This window comes from Pseudomonas sp. TMW22091, from assembly GCF_022496705.1.
Taxonomy (GTDB): domain Bacteria; phylum Pseudomonadota; class Gammaproteobacteria; order Pseudomonadales; family Pseudomonadaceae; genus Aquipseudomonas; species Aquipseudomonas saxonica.
On sequence record NZ_SCFI01000005.1, the window covers coordinates 1 to 14,863 of the forward strand.

General features: G+C 57.2%; 13 protein-coding genes. 10 read left to right on the forward strand and 3 right to left on the reverse strand.

Features of this window, described 5'->3' with window-relative positions; all coding sequences use genetic code 11:
• Positions 1-300 precede the first annotated feature (300 nt).
• Entirely contained in the window at positions 301-1,794 is a 1,494-nt protein-coding gene (locus EQV93_RS11115; RefSeq protein WP_122782802.1) for a CoA-acylating methylmalonate-semialdehyde dehydrogenase, read from the reverse strand.
• Positions 1,795-1,877: 83 nt separating this feature from the next.
• Positions 1,878-3,227 carry an aspartate aminotransferase family protein gene (locus EQV93_RS11120; RefSeq protein ID WP_240891569.1) on the reverse strand — a complete coding sequence of 450 codons (1,350 nt, stop codon included), beginning with the start codon at positions 3,225-3,227 and terminating at the stop codon, positions 1,878-1,880.
• Positions 3,228-3,350: 123 nt separating this feature from the next.
• On the opposite strand from EQV93_RS11120, the gene EQV93_RS11125 reads away from it, so the two are divergent.
• From EQV93_RS11125 to EQV93_RS11140, 4 genes are all read left to right on the forward strand, one after another.
• A complete protein-coding gene (locus tag EQV93_RS11125) occupies positions 3,351-4,271 on the forward strand; it encodes a LysR family transcriptional regulator (protein ID WP_122782800.1) in 921 nt (306 codons plus the stop codon).
• 176 nt (positions 4,272-4,447) lie between these two features.
• Positions 4,448-5,845 carry a uracil-xanthine permease family protein gene (locus EQV93_RS11130; RefSeq protein WP_240891570.1) on the forward strand — a complete coding sequence of 466 codons (1,398 nt, stop codon included), beginning with the start codon at positions 4,448-4,450 and terminating at the stop codon, positions 5,843-5,845.
• Positions 5,846-5,932: 87 nt separating this feature from the next.
• Positions 5,933-6,589: a TetR/AcrR family transcriptional regulator gene (locus EQV93_RS11135; RefSeq protein ID WP_122782798.1), complete on the forward strand. Its 657-nt coding sequence runs from the start codon at positions 5,933-5,935 to the stop codon at positions 6,587-6,589.
• A gap of 7 nt (positions 6,590-6,596) precedes the next feature.
• Positions 6,597-7,193, forward strand: a complete 597-nt coding sequence (locus EQV93_RS11140) for an IMPACT family protein (RefSeq protein ID WP_122782797.1) — start codon at positions 6,597-6,599, stop codon at positions 7,191-7,193.
• A gap of 178 nt (positions 7,194-7,371) precedes the next feature.
• Here the strand turns inward: EQV93_RS11140 and EQV93_RS11145 are convergent, their stop codons facing one another.
• Positions 7,372-7,734, reverse strand: a complete 363-nt coding sequence (locus EQV93_RS11145; RefSeq protein ID WP_240891571.1) for a hypothetical protein — start codon at positions 7,732-7,734, stop codon at positions 7,372-7,374.
• Between EQV93_RS11145 and EQV93_RS11150 the strand changes: the two genes are divergently transcribed.
• The 6 genes from EQV93_RS11150 (at position 7,733) to EQV93_RS11175 (ending at position 14,857) form a co-directional block, all read left to right on the forward strand.
• Entirely contained in the window at positions 7,733-9,298 is a 1,566-nt protein-coding gene (locus tag EQV93_RS11150; protein WP_240891572.1) for an ABC transporter ATP-binding protein, read from the forward strand. The genes EQV93_RS11145 and EQV93_RS11150 overlap by 2 nt on opposite strands.
• Positions 9,282-10,385, forward strand: coding sequence for an ABC transporter permease (locus EQV93_RS11155; RefSeq protein WP_122782794.1), 1,104 nt, complete (start codon positions 9,282-9,284; stop codon positions 10,383-10,385). Before EQV93_RS11150 ends, EQV93_RS11155 begins: the two co-directional genes overlap by 17 nt.
• Entirely contained in the window at positions 10,385-11,311 is a 927-nt protein-coding gene (locus EQV93_RS11160) for an ABC transporter permease (protein ID WP_122782793.1), read from the forward strand. Before EQV93_RS11155 ends, EQV93_RS11160 begins: the two co-directional genes overlap by 1 nt.
• A gap of 95 nt (positions 11,312-11,406) precedes the next feature.
• Entirely contained in the window at positions 11,407-12,093 is a 687-nt protein-coding gene (locus tag EQV93_RS11165) for an SDR family oxidoreductase (protein WP_122782792.1), read from the forward strand.
• A 100-nt stretch (positions 12,094-12,193) separates the two neighbouring features.
• Positions 12,194-13,552 (forward strand): 8-oxoguanine deaminase, encoded by a 1,359-nt coding sequence (locus tag EQV93_RS11170; protein WP_146384648.1) that lies wholly within the window; start codon positions 12,194-12,196, stop codon positions 13,550-13,552.
• Positions 13,553-13,774: 222 nt separating this feature from the next.
• A complete protein-coding gene (locus EQV93_RS11175) occupies positions 13,775-14,857 on the forward strand; it encodes a BMP family ABC transporter substrate-binding protein (RefSeq protein ID WP_240891573.1) in 1,083 nt (360 codons plus the stop codon).
• Positions 14,858-14,863: the final 6 nt, after the last annotated feature.

The following is a 14,863-nucleotide window of genomic DNA, read 5'->3' on the forward strand; positions in this document are numbered from 1 at the left end:
TGTAACATCAACCACTTGCGCTTTCGATCTCTCGTTAGCGGGAGGCGAATTCTACAGCGTTACACGCTGCTGTCAACACCTCATTTCCTGCTTCGATGACTTGAAGCTGACACCGCCGAAAACCGTATAACTCATTGAATCTCAAGGAGTTTTCCGTTTCGACTGCGCCGGAAGTGGGGCGAATTATAGGCCGTTAGGATTCTGGGTCAAGCGGTCATTTCACATTTCTGCCATATAGCCCAAAAAAGCAAAGGCCAGCCTCACGGCTGGCCTTTGCTTTATGCCGATGAAACGAAGTCTTTACAGGCTAGGAAACGCGAATTGCGACGCTTCATGCGTGGCACGTTGCGGCCAACGCTGTGTGATTGCTTTACGGCGCGTGTAGAAACGAACGCCATCGGGGCCATAGGCATGCAAGTCACCAAACAGTGAGCGCTTCCAGCCACCAAAGCTGTGATAAGCCACAGGTACGGGCAGTGGAACGTTTACACCGACCATGCCCACTTCGATTTCATCGCAGAACAAACGCGCCGCCTCACCGTCACGGGTAAAAATACAGGTGCCATTGCCGTATTCATGATCATTGATCAACTTCATCGCCGCTTCAAGGCTAGCCACCCGCACAATGCACAGCACCGGCCCAAAGATCTCTTCTTTATATATGCGCATTTCAGGCGTTACGCGATCAAACAGGCAGCCTCCCAGGAAGAAGCCATCCTCGTGATCCTTGACACTCAAACCGCGACCATCAACCACCAGCTCAGCGCCCGCTGCTACACCGTCTTCCACATAACCACTGACCTTGTCACGCGCCTGCCCTGAAACCAAAGGCCCCATGTCCAGTCCGCACGAAGTGCCGGCCCCAATTTTCAGCGCCTTGATCTGTGGAACCAACTTGGCCACCAGAGCATCCGCCACCTGATCGCCAACACAGACGGCGACCGAAATCGCCATGCAGCGCTCGCCGCAAGAACCGTACGCGGCGCCCATCAACGCATTAACCGCGTTATCCAAATCTGCATCCGGCATCAACACCGCATGGTTCTTCGCCCCGCCCAATGCCTGAACACGCTTGCCGCGCTTGGTCGCTTCGGCATAGATGTACTCAGCAATCGGCGTAGACCCCACAAAACTCAACGCTTTGACTTCCGGCGCTTCGATCAGCGCATCCACTGCGGACTTGTCACCATGCACGACGCTCATCACACCCTTGGGCAGCCCTGCCTCTTGCAGCAACTGAGCGATAAACAAAGTCGAGCTTGGATCGCGCTCCGACGGTTTAAGGATGAAACAGTTGCCGCACACAATCGCCAATGGGTACATCCACAACGGAACCATCGCCGGGAAGTTAAATGGCGTAATACCGGCCACCACACCCAACGGTTGGAAGTCCGACCATGCATCAATGTTCGGACCTACATTACGGCTGTATTCGCCCTTCAGAATTTCCGGCGCTGAACAGGCGTACTCGACATTCTCAATACCACGCTTGAGCTCGCCCGCCGCATCTTCCAGCGTCTTTCCATGTTCTTCGCTGATCAACTGCGAGATACGCGCTTCGTTCTGCTCCAGCAATTGTTTGAATCGGAACATCACCTGAGCACGCTTGGCTGGAGGCGTATTGCGCCAGGCCGGGAATGCCGCCTTGGCAGCGTCAATCGCTTGTTGAATCGTCTCGCGACTGGCCAAGGGAACCTGATGGATCACTTTACCGGTCGACGGGTTATACACATCGGCAGTACGACCGGTATCGTTCAGCAACTCGCCATTGATCAAATGTTGAATGGTGCTCATGGATGCTCCAGAAAAGTTGTCCACAGGCGCGAACGCTGCGCGCCTGGGTAAAGGCAAAAGTATCGCTTCTATATATAGAAGGATCAGTCGATCTGGTTCAGCGCCTCACCGACTGCATCGAACAAACGATCCAGGTCTTGCGGCTTGCTGTTAAATGTTGGTCCGAACTGAAGGGTGTCACCGCCAAAGCGCACATAGAAGCCGGCTTTCCACAGCTTCATCGCCGCATGGAACGGCCGCACAATCGCATCGCCATCACGGGGCGCAATTTGAATGGCGCCCGCCAGGCCATAGTTTCGAATATCGATGACGTTTTTCACGCCCTTAAGACCATGCAGCGCATTCTCGAAATGCGGTGCAACATCAGCCACGCTCTGCACCAGGTTTTCTTTTTGCAGCAGATCCAGCGCAGCAATGCCTGCAGCACACGCCACCGGGTGAGCCGAGTAGGTGTAACCATGCGGGAACTCAACCGCGTACTCAGGCGTCGGCTGATTCATGAACGTCTGGTAAATTTCGCTGGAAGCAATCACGGCCCCCATAGGAATGGCACCGTTGGTGACTTGTTTGGCAATACACATCAAGTCTGGCGTCACACCGAAGCTTTCAGCTCCGAACATCGAGCCCGTGCGACCAAACCCGGTGATGACCTCGTCAAACACTAACAGGATATTGTGCTGGTCACAGATTTCACGCAGGCGCTTCAGGTAACCCTGTGGTGGCACCAGTACACCGGCAGAGCCGGCCATTGGCTCGACAAACACCGCGGCAATGTTCGAGGCGTCGTGCAACTCGATCAACTTCAGTAGCTCATCGGCCAATGCAATGCCGCCCAACTCAGGCATACCGCGAGAAAACGCGTTACTGGCCAACAGCGTGTGAGGCAGATGGTCGACGTCCATCATTGACTGACCAAACAACTTACGGTTGCCATTCACACCGCCCAGGCTGGTACCGGCAATGTTCACTCCGTGATAGCCGCGAGCACGACCAATCATTTTGGTCTTGGTCGCCTGGCCTTTCAAACGCCAATAACCACGCACCATCTTCACGGCCGTGTCCGCACATTCAGACCCCGAATCAGTGAAGAACACGTGATTCAGATTGCCCGGCGTCAGCGCGGTAATTTTCTCGGCCAATTGAAAGGACAGCGGGTGCCCGTATTGGAAGGCGGGAGAGTAGTCCAATGTGCCCAGTTGCTTGGCCACCGCTTCCTGAATTTCTGTGCGGGTATGCCCTGCGCCGCACGTCCACAGACCTGACAGCGAATCGTAAATTTGCCGACCTTTATCGTCCGTCAGGTAACTGCCTTTTGCTCCCACGATAAAACGCGGGTCACGATGGAAGTTACGGTTGGCGGTGTAAGGCATCCAGTGAGCATCCAGCTTCAATTGGCTGGTCACTGAGATCTCGGCATTTTCAGGCATGTTCATGGGCAAAACCTCGCAAAGCAGAAAGCGGCGTGGGATTGAAAGCGTTGTTGCAGCTAAATTGACACGCCTATAAAGTCTGTGAAATCCAACTCTTCTAACCTTTAGTTAGGTGGTCACTAAACTATGAGCAGCCGTCGTCCCGATGCACTGGCGCAAGTCAGCGACTTTGATATCCGATTGCTGCGCATCTTCCGCAGCGTTGTGGAATGCGGCGGTTTTTCGGCTGCTGAGACGGTATTGGGGATAGGACGCTCGGCGATCAGCCAGCAAATGAGTGACCTTGAGCAGCGCTTGGGGTTGCGTCTGTGCCAGCGTGGGCGAGCCGGATTTTCCCTGACTGAAGAAGGCCGCGAGGTTTACCAGTCGGCGCTCCAGTTGTTGGGCGCACTGGAAAGCTTTCGTACCGAGGTCAACGGTTTACACCACCATTTGCGCGGTGAGTTGACCATCGGGCTGACAGACAATCTTGTCACCCTCCCCCATATGCACATTACCCATGCCTTGGCTCAGCTCAAGGAGCGAGGGCCAGACGTGCAAATCCATATCCGTATGATCGCCCCAAATGAAGTGGAGCAAGGCGTGCTCGACGGGCGTTTGCATGTGGGTGTGGTGCCTCAGGCCAGTGCTCTGTCCGGGCTTGAATACCAACCGTTGTACAGCGAACGCTCACTGCTTTATTGCGCCGTGGGCCATCCGCTGTTCTATGTCGACGACCGCTTGCTGGAGGATAAGCGGCTCAATGATCAGGACGCCATTGCCCCGACCTTCCGCCTGCAAGCCGAGATTCAAGCGCACTATCAAGCACTCAACTGTACGGCCAGTGCTTCGGATCGAGAAGGCATGGCTTTTTTGATTCTGACCGGCAGATACATTGGCTACTTGCCAGACCACTACGCCCAATTCTGGGTGCAGCAAGGCCGGTTACGTGCGCTCAAACCTACACTGCGCTATTACGATCTGAGCCTGGCCTCCGTCACGCGCAAAGGCCGCCGCCCCCATTTGGTGCTGGAAAGCTTTCTGGAGAGTCTGGCCGCTACACGCTAGGGCGCCTATCGGTTTCAAGACCTGACACAGGCATCATTCAGCGTCTGAAAAAAACTTTTAACTTACTGATTTGTAAAAATTTAGAGAGAACCACCGAACAATTACCTGAGCACTTGGACAGCTTTTTGCAACGGCCTATTGACCCAACATGCACAGCCGAATGCAGAGAGCGCCCCATGCAGCCAGAATCATCTACGCCCAGTGAACTGATTTACGGCCTTAACGACCGCCCTAAACCGCTCGCCGCAACCTTGGCTGCGCTACAGCATGTACTGGCAGCATTCGTCGGCATCATTACCCCGCCGCTGGTGATCGGCTCTGCGCTGGGTCTGATGGAACACCTGCCTTATCTGATCAGCATGGCCTTGCTGGTCTCTGGTGTTGGCACCTTCATTCAGGCCCGTCGACCTTTTGGCATTGGCGCCGGAATGATTTGCCTGCAAGGCACCAGCTTTGCCTTTCTCGGCGCCGTTCTGTCCGCCGGGTTTCTGGTCAAACAACGAGGCGGCAGCCCGGAAGATATTCTGGCGATGATTTTTGGCGTGTGCTTTTTCGGCGCACTGGTGCAAATCATCCTCAGCCGTTTTATTGGCCAATTGCGCCGTGTTATCACACCCCTGGTGACGGGCATCGTGATTACCCTGATTGGCGTCAGCCTGATCAAGGTCGGCATCACAGATCTGGGGGGCGGTTTCAATGCACCGGACTTTGGCGCGCCCGCCAATTTGGCCTTGGGCGGCTTTGTACTGCTGACCATCATCTTGCTCAACCGCTCTTCGACCCCTTGGGTTCGTCTGTCGGCCATAATCATCGGTCTCGCCGTGGGTAGCGTGATCGCCTGGTTCAGCGGTCAACTGACGCCCAAGGCCATTGCCGGCCTGCCACTGATCAGCGCCCCTGTACCGTTCAAGTTTGGTTTCAATTTTGACTGGACGGCCTTTTTGCCCGTCGCCCTGATCTACGTGATCAGCACGATCGAAACCGTCGGCGACCTCACGGCCAACTGCATGCTGGCCCGCCAACCCATCAGCGGGCCCAGTTACATTGCAAGGCTCAAAGGCGGCGTACTGGGCGATGGTGTCAGTTGCATGATCGCCGCCACCTTCAGTGCTTTTCCCAACACCACGTTCGCCCAGAATAACGGTGTCATTCAGTTAACCGGCGTGGCCAGCCGCTATGTCGGCCTGTATATCGGCGCCATTTTGATCTGTCTTGGGTTGTTTCCGGTGATTGGCGCCGTGTTGCAGCAAATACCCAAGCCGGTACTGGGTGGTGCCACGCTGGTCATGTTTGGCAGCGTCGCCGCAGCGGGCGTGCGCATCCTCGCTCAAACACCGCTGGATCGTCGCAACATGCTGATTATTGCAACCTCCTTTGGCGTAGGTCTGGGGATCGCCGCGCAGCCTGGCTTGCTGCATTTAATGCCTAAGTTGGTGCAAAACCTGTTCGACTCGGCGATCACCAGCGGCGGCATTACTGCGTTGGTCATGTGCCTGCTCCTGCCGGAGAAAAAAACCGAAGCTGAGATCGTGCTTGTGCCTGCGACAAGCCCCGCACTCGAGCCAAAAAGCTGAACTGCTTATGGGCACAATGCTTGTTTCATTACGGTGGGTGCGCTATCAGTGCACCGATTGCGCCCACCGACCTGTCCGGAATTGCTTATGACCCTTGAAGTCCCCGCACACGCAGGTAAACCTGCCAGCCGTATTCGTCAAAAAAACGAAGAAACCATCCTCAAGGCCGCCGAGGACGAATTCGCCCGCCATGGTTTCAAAGGCACCAGCATGAACACCATCGCGCAAAATGCTGGCCTGCCCAAAGCCAACCTGCACTACTACTTCACCAACAAACTCGGGCTTTATATTGCCGTGTTGAGCAATATCATTGAGCTCTGGGACAGCACCTTTAATACCCTCAACGCACAGGACGATCCCGCTCAGGCGCTGACCCGTTATATCCAGGCGAAAATGGAGTTTTCCCGCAGCCAGCCCAAGGCCTCGCGCATCTTCGCGATGGAAATCATCAGTGGCGGCGAATGCCTCACCGAGTACTTCAACCAGGACTATCGCCTCTGGTTCCAGGGCCGGGCGGCGGTTTTCCAGGCCTGGATCGATGCCGGAAAAATGGATGATGTTGACCCCACCCACCTGATTTTCCTGCTTTGGGGCAGCACGCAGCACTATGCTGACTTCGCGACGCAAATCTGCCGAGTCACAGGCCGCTCACGTCTGACCAAGCAAGACATGGCGGATGCCAGCTACAATCTGACCCGCATCATCCTCAAGGGCTGCGGCCTGACACCCCCGTCATCACACTGAGTAACGCATGTCCTTTACGTTGGCCGGTCTCTGTGAATACCGTGAAGAAATTCGCAAAAGCCGCTTTATCACCTTTGCCAGCCCGATTAACTCGGCCGCCGAGGCGCAGGCCTTTATCGAGCAACACCGTGACCCGAATGCCTCACATAACTGTTGGGCATGGAAGTTGGCGGACCAATACCGCAGCCATGACGACGGCGAACCCGGAGGTACCGCAGGACGGCCCATTTTGGCCGCCATCGAAGCCCAGGATTTTGATCAAGTCGCGGTGTTGGTGATTCGCTGGTACGGCGGCATTCAGTTGGGTACGGGGGGGCTGGCGCGAGCCTATGGCGGAGGCGCCAACAAGTGCCTGCAAAATGCAGAGCACGTGCCCTTGATCAAGCGCACTGAGTTGAATTGCGAATGCATGTTCAGTGAACTGGCCTTGCTGAAAGTGCGTCTGCATGACCTCGGCGGTCTGATACTCGATGAAACCTTCAATGCCAATGGAGTCTCGCTGCGAATAGCGGTCGGCGAACCGCAAATCGACGTCTTGCAACAGCAGCTTGCAGACTTGAGTCGCGGGCGCATTACGTTGCACCGTCCCCCTCAAATGCAGTGAGCCATTCTCGGGAGCCAAAGCCCGACAGGATGAGTCCGCCTTTGAATCTTTACCCCCAACCACTGTGCACCGGGCTGTGGATAACCTGAGCACATACCGCTGCAGGCCAGACAGACCGTGGCTTGGCTATCAATGATCAAAAAACGATCAATTTACTTAATAGCCGCACCTTTTCGATCTAAATCAGCGGCTTGCCAGCGTATATCGCCAGTTGGAACAAAGCCTTATTGGCCTTATGCAGGGTTTTTACGCTTGCGCACAGTTCCTGTGGAGCAACCTGTGGATAACCCGTGCAAGAGCCCCCGAAATGCATATGCGGCAGGACTTGTACGACGTTGTATGTTTTTTGATCAAACAGCAGGAACCAAATCAGCGCCTGAACGCTAATCTGCGCCCTGAAACAGTGCCCGTTGCGTGTGGATAAATTACTTCCTTCGTCGCTCAGCCCTGCAGAACAGCCAAACCGCCTCATTTCCTGACCTGTTGGCCAAGAAATTGCTTTAGCCCTGACAGTACACCTCTGATCAATCGAGCCTGTCATGTCCAACCCTGCCCGCTTGCAACTACGCCGTATCAGCAAACGCTACCCCGGCTGCCTGGCCAATGACGCCATTGACTTGAGCATCCAGCCCGGCGAAATCCACGCCCTGCTGGGGGAGAATGGCGCAGGCAAAAGCACCCTGATGAAGATTATTTATGGCGTGACCCAAGCCGATTCCGGCGAAGTCATCTGGCAGGGTCAACCTCTGACTATTCGCAACCCCGCTCAAGCACGCAGCTTGGGTATTGGCATGGTCTTCCAACACTTTTCGCTGTTTGAAACCCTGAGCGTGGCGCAAAACATTGCTCTGGCGTTGGGTGCCAGCGCCGGGACGCCCAAACAGCTGGAGCCGCGTATTCGTGAAGTCAGCGAACGTTATGGCATGGCGCTGGAGCCTGAGCGCCTGGTGCACAGCCTTTCGATTGGCGAGCGCCAGCGGGTCGAAATCATTCGCTGCCTGATGCAAGACATTCGCCTGCTGATTCTTGATGAACCCACCTCAGTGCTCACGCCACAGGAAGCCGATGAGCTCTTTGTGACATTGCGCCGGTTGGCTCGCGAGGGATGCAGCATTCTGTTTATCAGCCACAAGCTCAATGAAGTACGGGCGCTCTGCCACAGTGCCACCGTGCTGCGCGGTGGCAGGGTGGCGGGGCACTGCATTCCGGGCGAGTGCTCAGACAGGCAATTGGCGCAGATGATGGTCGGTGAGGCTGCCAACCTGATTGACCCCTACCCGAAGGCCCAAGGTGGGTCAGATTTTTTGCAGGTAGACGCACTGTCCTGGCACAACCCGGACCCTTTCGGCTGTGCGCTCCACGGTATCAACTTGAATGTACGCAGCGGCGAAATCGTTGGCATCGCGGGCGTGGCCGGCAACGGTCAGGATGAGTTGCTGGCCTTGCTCAGTGGTGAGGTGCGCTTGCCCGTCAGTCAAGGCCGGCACATCTGCATCGACCAGCAGCCTGTCGCCCATCTGCGTCCCGATGCCCGACGGCACAAAGGCATGGCTTTTGTACCCGCCGAGCGCTTGGGCCATGGCGCGGTGCCCGAAATGAGTCTGGCTGACAATGCGTTGTTAACCGCCTTTCAACAAGGTTTGGTGAGCTGCGGGTTAATTCGTCATGAGCGGGTCAAGGCATTGGCCGAACAGATCATCCAACGATTTAACGTTAAAACGCCCAGCTATGAGGCTCAGGCCCGAAGCCTGTCTGGGGGTAACTTGCAGAAATTTATCCTGGGCAGGGAAATCCTCCAGCAGCCTAAATTGCTGATTGCCGCCCACCCTACTTGGGGCGTCGATGTCGGTGCAGCCGCCACGATCCACCGCGCCCTGATTGCCCTGCGTGATGCCGGGGCGGCGATTCTGGTGATTTCCGAAGACCTTGATGAGCTGTTCCAGATCAGTGATCGCCTCGGGGCTCTGTGCAGCGGCCGGTTATCGCCGCTCAAAGACACGGTCCACACCCATCTGGTGGAGGTCGGCGGCTGGATGGCCGGCCAGTTTGACACGCCTGCCAACCCCTCTTTTGCTCACGGAGCGAGTCATGTTGCTATCCCTTGAACCCCGCGGCCAACAATCGCGCGCCATGTTGTGGTGTTCACCCCTGCTCGCGGCACTGCTGACACTGGCTTGCGGCTCACTGCTGTTTATCGCCTTGGGACACGACCCGTTACTGACCCTGCACACACTGTTGATAGCCCCGGTCAGCGACCTTTATGGCGTCAGCGAACTGATGATAAAAACCTTGCCCATCTTGCTCTGTGCCCTCGGCCTGGCGGTGGCGTATCAAGCGCGCATCTGGAACATCGGGGCCGAAGGGCAACTGTTGATCGGTGCACTGGCCGGCAGTGCGCTGGCCGTAAACGTAATCGACCTGGACAGTCGCTGGGCACTGGTGCTGATCCTGCTCTGCGGCACGCTGGCGGGTGCCGCGTGGGGTGGGCTGACGGCGTGGCTGCGCACGCACTTCAATGCCAATGAAATCCTCACCAGCATCATGCTCAATTACATCGCCCTGAACCTGCTGCTGTATTGCGTCCACGGCCCCCTCAAGGATCCGGCCGGGTACAACTTCCCTGAATCGGCGATGTTTGGAGATGCCAGTCGATTGCCTCTGCTGACTGAAGACGGCCGCGTGCACGCCGGGGTGTATTTCGCGTTGCTGGCGTTGGTCGCGGTATGGGTGCTGCTGCAAAAAAGCTTTGTCGGGTTTCAGATCAAAGTGCTGGGGCTTGATAAGCGCGCCGCCGGATTTGTCGGCTTTCGCGAAAAACGCCTGATCTGGCTGGCACTGTTAATCAGCGGAGGCCTGGCCGGTTTGGCGGGGGTCTGCGAAGTCACCGGGCCACTGGGGCAACTGGTGCCGCAAGTCTCACCGGGTTACGGCTACGCCGCGATCACCGTGGCCTTTCTGGGGCGTTTGAACCCCCTCGGCATTCTGTTTGCCAGCCTGTTGATGGCCTTGCTGTATCTGGGCGGTGAACAAGCGCAGATGACCCTCAATCTGCCACTGGCAATCACGCAACTGTTTCAGGGAATGATGCTGTTCTTCCTGTTGGCCAGTGACGTGCTGATTCTTTATCGCCCGCGCCTCACACTGCGCTGGAGCCGACGCAACCCGGTCATTGCCACGATGGGAGCGCTTTGATGGACATGGATCTGCTGAGCAATATTTTCTACGCCATGGTGCGCTGCGGTACACCGCTGTTGCTGGTGGCGATGGGCGAACTGATCTGCGAAAAAAGCGGCGTTCTCAATCTTGGGCAGGAAGGCATGATGCTGTTCGGCGCCGTGATCGGTTTTATTGTCGCGTTGAGCACCGGCAATCTGTGGCTCGGTGTCTTACTGGCGATGCTGGCGGGCATGCTGCTCAGCGCACTGTTTGCACTGGTGGCACTGGTGTTCAACGCCAATCAGGTGGCCACCGGGTTGGCTCTGACCATCTTCGGTGTCGGCCTGTCGAGCTTTGTCGGGGCCGCTTGGGTCGGTAAACCCCTTGCCGGCTTTGACCCGCTGGCCATCCCGCTGTTGAGCGATATTCCGCTGATCGGTCGCATGTTGTTTGCGCAGGACGCTCTGGTTTACCTGTCCTTTGCACTGTTTGTACTGGTGGCTTGGGTTGTGCTCAAAAGCCGGGTCGGGCTGATCATTCAGGCGGTGGGTGAAAATCCTCACGCAGCCAATGCAATGGGCATACCGGTGTTGTGGGTGCGCACACTGGCCGTATTGTTTGGCGGGGCGATGGCCGGTCTGGCAGGTGCCTACCTCTCTCTGGCCTACACCCCGATGTGGGCCGAAAATATGACAGCCGGGCGCGGCTGGATCGCGCTGGCATTGGTGGTATTTGCCAGCTGGCGAATCGGGCGTCTGTTGCTGGGCGCTTATCTGTTTGGTCTCGCCAGCATCCTGCATCTGGTTGCACAGGGGCTGGGGTTGGCGATTCCTTCTAACCTGCTGGCCATGCTGCCCTATGTCGCCACTATTGTGGTGCTGGTGCTGTTGTCGCGCGATGCGCTGCGAACACGGTTATACGCCCCGGTTTCACTGGGTCAACCTTGGCAAGCAGGGCACTGAATGAAAGATCAGAGGCATGAATCAGAGCTGGTGTTACGCCAGTCGCTGGGGCACAGTTTCTTACAGGGGTCTTATCTACTCAAAGGAACTTATGCATGTCCGCACTTAAACGAGCACTGATTATCGGCGCCTCTCGAGGCTTGGGCCTGGGGCTTGTGCAGCGTCTGAAAGAAGATGGCTGGGCGGTCACCGCGACCGTGCGCGACACCGGCAAGGCAGAGGCGCTGCGCGCTGTCTCGGGCATACAGATTGAACAGCTGGATATGGATGACGCCCAGTCCGTCGACGCGCTGCATACCCGGCTGCACGATCAGGTGTTCGACTTGCTGTTCGTCAATGCCGGCGTCAAAGGTCCTGCCAACCAGACGCCCGGTGCCGCCCCCGCGCAAGAAGTTGCACAACTGTTCCTGACCAACAGCGTGGCCCCCATCAGCCTGGCACAACGCTTCACCCACAACCTGCGCCCCGACACTGGCGTGCTGGCGTTCATGAGCTCCGGTCTTGGCAGCATCACCAGCCCGGACGCGCCTGAATTGGCGCTGTACAAGGCCAGCAAAGCGGCCCTCAACTCGCTGACTAACACGTACGTCAGCCAATTGGGTGAGCGCAAACTGACCGTTTTGTCTCTGCATCCGGGTTGGGTCAAAACCGATATGGGCGGCGAGGATGCGCAGATTGATGTCGCCACCAGCACCCGTGGTCTGGTTGATGTAATCAATGCCTACACCGGTAAAGGAGGCCATTACTTCCTCGATTACCAAGGCGAGACGATTGCATGGTGATAGCCTCGATGCCATAACACACACCGCATCACTCCTGGATCAGCAGACAGGACAACACTGAGCTGGCAAACCTGAACTCAACTTTCAGAGGAGCCGGCCCGTGCCTGCGACCCGTATCTGGTTAAAAAACCCCTTGGCCGTGTTCACCGCCAACACCCTTGATGCCCGTGGCGGCCTGGTGCTCGAAGGCGAGCGTATCGTTGAGTTGCTCGGTATCGGGCAACACCCTGCCCAGCCGTGCGATCACGTCTTCGATGCCCGCGAACATGTGCTGCTGCCGGGGCTGATCAACACCCATCACCACTTCTATCAAACCCTCACCCGTGCCTGGGGCCCGGTGGTTAACCAACCCTTGTTCCCTTGGTTGCAAACGCTCTACCCGGTGTGGGCACGCCTGACGCCTGCGCAACTGGCACTGGCCAGTAAAGTCGCACTCACAGAGCTGCTTCTTTCCGGCTGCACCACGGCAGCCGACCATCATTATTTATTCCCGGACGGTCTGGAAAACGCCATTGATATTCAGGTCGAGTGCGTGCGCGAGCTTGGCATGCGCGCCATGCTGACCCGTGGTTCGATGAGTCTGGGCGAAGCCGATGGGGGTTTGCCACCTCAACAAACGGTGCAACAGGGCGAAGTGATTCTGACCGACAGCCAGCGCCTGATAGAGACCTACCATGAACGTGGTGACGGCGCGCAGATCCAGATTGCCCTGGCGCCCTGCTCGCCCTTTTCCGTCACCCCGCAGATCATGAGGGCCAGCGCTGAACTGGCCGAGCAACTGGATGTACGCCTGCATACGCATCTGGCCGAAACCCTCGATGAAGAAGCGTTCTGCCTGCAACGCTTTGGCCTGCGTACCGTGGATTATCTGGACAGCGTCGGCTGGCTCGGCCCACGTACCTGGCTGGCCCACGGCATTCATTTCAACCCACAAGAAATCGCCCGCTTGGGTGCCGCCCGCACCGGTATCAGCCACTGCCCCAGTTCCAACATGCGACTGGCTTCAGGCATTTGCCCGACACTGGAGCTACTCGCCAGTGGAGCCCCGATAGGGCTGGGTGTTGACGGCTCGGCCTCCAATGACGCGTCGAACATGATCCTCGAAACACGGCAGGCGTTGTACTTGCAGCGCTTGCGCTACGGGGCCGAAAAAATCACCCCCGAGCTCGTGCTGGGCTGGGCCACTCGCGGCTCGGCGAGCCTGCTGGGGCGCACCGACATCGGCGAACTGGCGGTCGGCAAACAAGCTGATCTGGCGCTGTTCAAACTCGACGAACTGCGCTTTTCCGGCAGCCATGACCCGGTCGCTGCTTTATTGCTGTGCGGTGCGGATCGCGCAGACCGGGTCATGATCGGCGGGAAGTGGCGCGTCATCGATGGCCAAGTGGAAGGGCTCGACGTGCAAGGTTTGATTGCTGACCACCGACACGCTGCCCATACCTTGGTCAACGGTCTCTAAACCGCGCACCAGCGGCAGGCACAGGCCATTGGTCACGCACCGGCTTGGCTCTTTGCCATCATGGGTCAAGCTCACGTTCAGAACCGGCAGCACGACACAAACGCGCTAACCCGCGTTTGTTGTCTTGTTGGTCAATTTTTTGCATTGGGCAGTCTGTCCGCAGAGACCCGCTATTCAGTCACGGATCCCACAACACAACCAACAAGACGGAACACGCTCCCCATGCATAAACGTCCATTGAAAACGCTGCTTTGTGCCCTTGCCACAGCCATTGGCCTGAGCGCCAGCCTTTCGGCCAGCGCCGCCGATCCGTTGAAAGTCGGCTTCGTGTATATCGGCCCGATCGGCGACCATGGCTGGACTTACCAGCACGAACAGGGCCGCCAGGCGCTGACCAAGCAATTGGGCGACAAGATCACCACCAGCTATGTCGAAAACGTGCCCGAAGGCGCCGACGCCGAACGCGTCATTCGCAATATGGCCAAAGATAAGTACGACCTGATTTTCACCACCTCTTTCGGCTACATGAACCCGACGTTGAAAGTGGCCAAGCAATTCCCCAAGACCACTTTTGAACACGCCACCGGCTATAAGCAAGACAAGAATATGGGCACCTACCTGGCACGCACCTATGAAGGTCGCTACGTGGCAGGCTTTCTCGCAGCCAATATGACCAAGAGCAAGAAGGTGGGCTATGTGGCGTCCTTTCCAATCCCGGAAGTGATCCGCGACATCAACGCCATTCAACTGGCCTTGAATAAATACAACCCCGGCACCGAGATCAAAGTGGTGTGGGTCAACTCCTGGTTTGACCCGGGCAAAGAAGCGGATGCCGCCAACGCTCTGATCGACCAGGGTGTGGATGTGGTGTTCCAGCACACCGACAGCCCGGCCCCCATTCAGGCGGCCGAACGTCGTGGCGTATACGCCGTGGGTTATGCCTCGGACATGCAGCACTTCGGGCCAAAAGCGGTGCTCACCTCGATCGTCAACAACTGGGGGCCGCATTACATTCAGGCCACACAAGGCGTGATCGACGGCACCTGGAAATCGCAGGACTACTGGGGTGGCCTGAAAGAAGGCACCGTGCAATTGCCGATCAGTGACTTAGTGCCTGCGGACACCAAGGCCGAAGCCGAGAAAATAATCGCCAGCATCGAAAGCGGCGAATTCCACCCGTTCACGGGTCCTGTCAAGGATCAGGCAGGCGTTGAAAAAATCGCTGCCGGTGTCACCGCCAGCAACGCCGAACTGGCGTCCATGAATTACTACGTCGAAGGCATGAAAGCCGATCTACCGAAGTAAACCCTC

Coding starts and splice junctions, on each gene's coding strand:
- EQV93_RS11130 (WP_240891570.1), top strand. CDS start 4,448: ATGCAGCCAGAATCATCTACGCCCAGTGAACTGATTTACGGCCTTAAC.
- EQV93_RS11165 (WP_122782792.1), top strand. CDS start 11,407: ATGTCCGCACTTAAACGAGCACTGATTATCGGCGCCTCTCGAGGCTTG.
- EQV93_RS11120 (WP_240891569.1), bottom strand. CDS start 3,227: ATGAACATGCCTGAAAATGCCGAGATCTCAGTGACCAGCCAATTGAAG.
- EQV93_RS11135 (WP_122782798.1), top strand. CDS start 5,933: ATGACCCTTGAAGTCCCCGCACACGCAGGTAAACCTGCCAGCCGTATT.
- EQV93_RS11125 (WP_122782800.1), top strand. CDS start 3,351: ATGAGCAGCCGTCGTCCCGATGCACTGGCGCAAGTCAGCGACTTTGAT.
- EQV93_RS11140 (WP_122782797.1), top strand. CDS start 6,597: ATGTCCTTTACGTTGGCCGGTCTCTGTGAATACCGTGAAGAAATTCGC.
- EQV93_RS11145 (WP_240891571.1), bottom strand. CDS start 7,734: ATGACAGGCTCGATTGATCAGAGGTGTACTGTCAGGGCTAAAGCAATT.
- EQV93_RS11175 (WP_240891573.1), top strand. CDS start 13,775: ATGCATAAACGTCCATTGAAAACGCTGCTTTGTGCCCTTGCCACAGCC.
- EQV93_RS11115 (WP_122782802.1), bottom strand. CDS start 1,794: ATGAGCACCATTCAACATTTGATCAATGGCGAGTTGCTGAACGATACC.
- EQV93_RS11155 (WP_122782794.1), top strand. CDS start 9,282: ATGTTGCTATCCCTTGAACCCCGCGGCCAACAATCGCGCGCCATGTTG.
- EQV93_RS11160 (WP_122782793.1), top strand. CDS start 10,385: ATGGACATGGATCTGCTGAGCAATATTTTCTACGCCATGGTGCGCTGC.
- EQV93_RS11150 (WP_240891572.1), top strand. CDS start 7,733: ATGTCCAACCCTGCCCGCTTGCAACTACGCCGTATCAGCAAACGCTAC.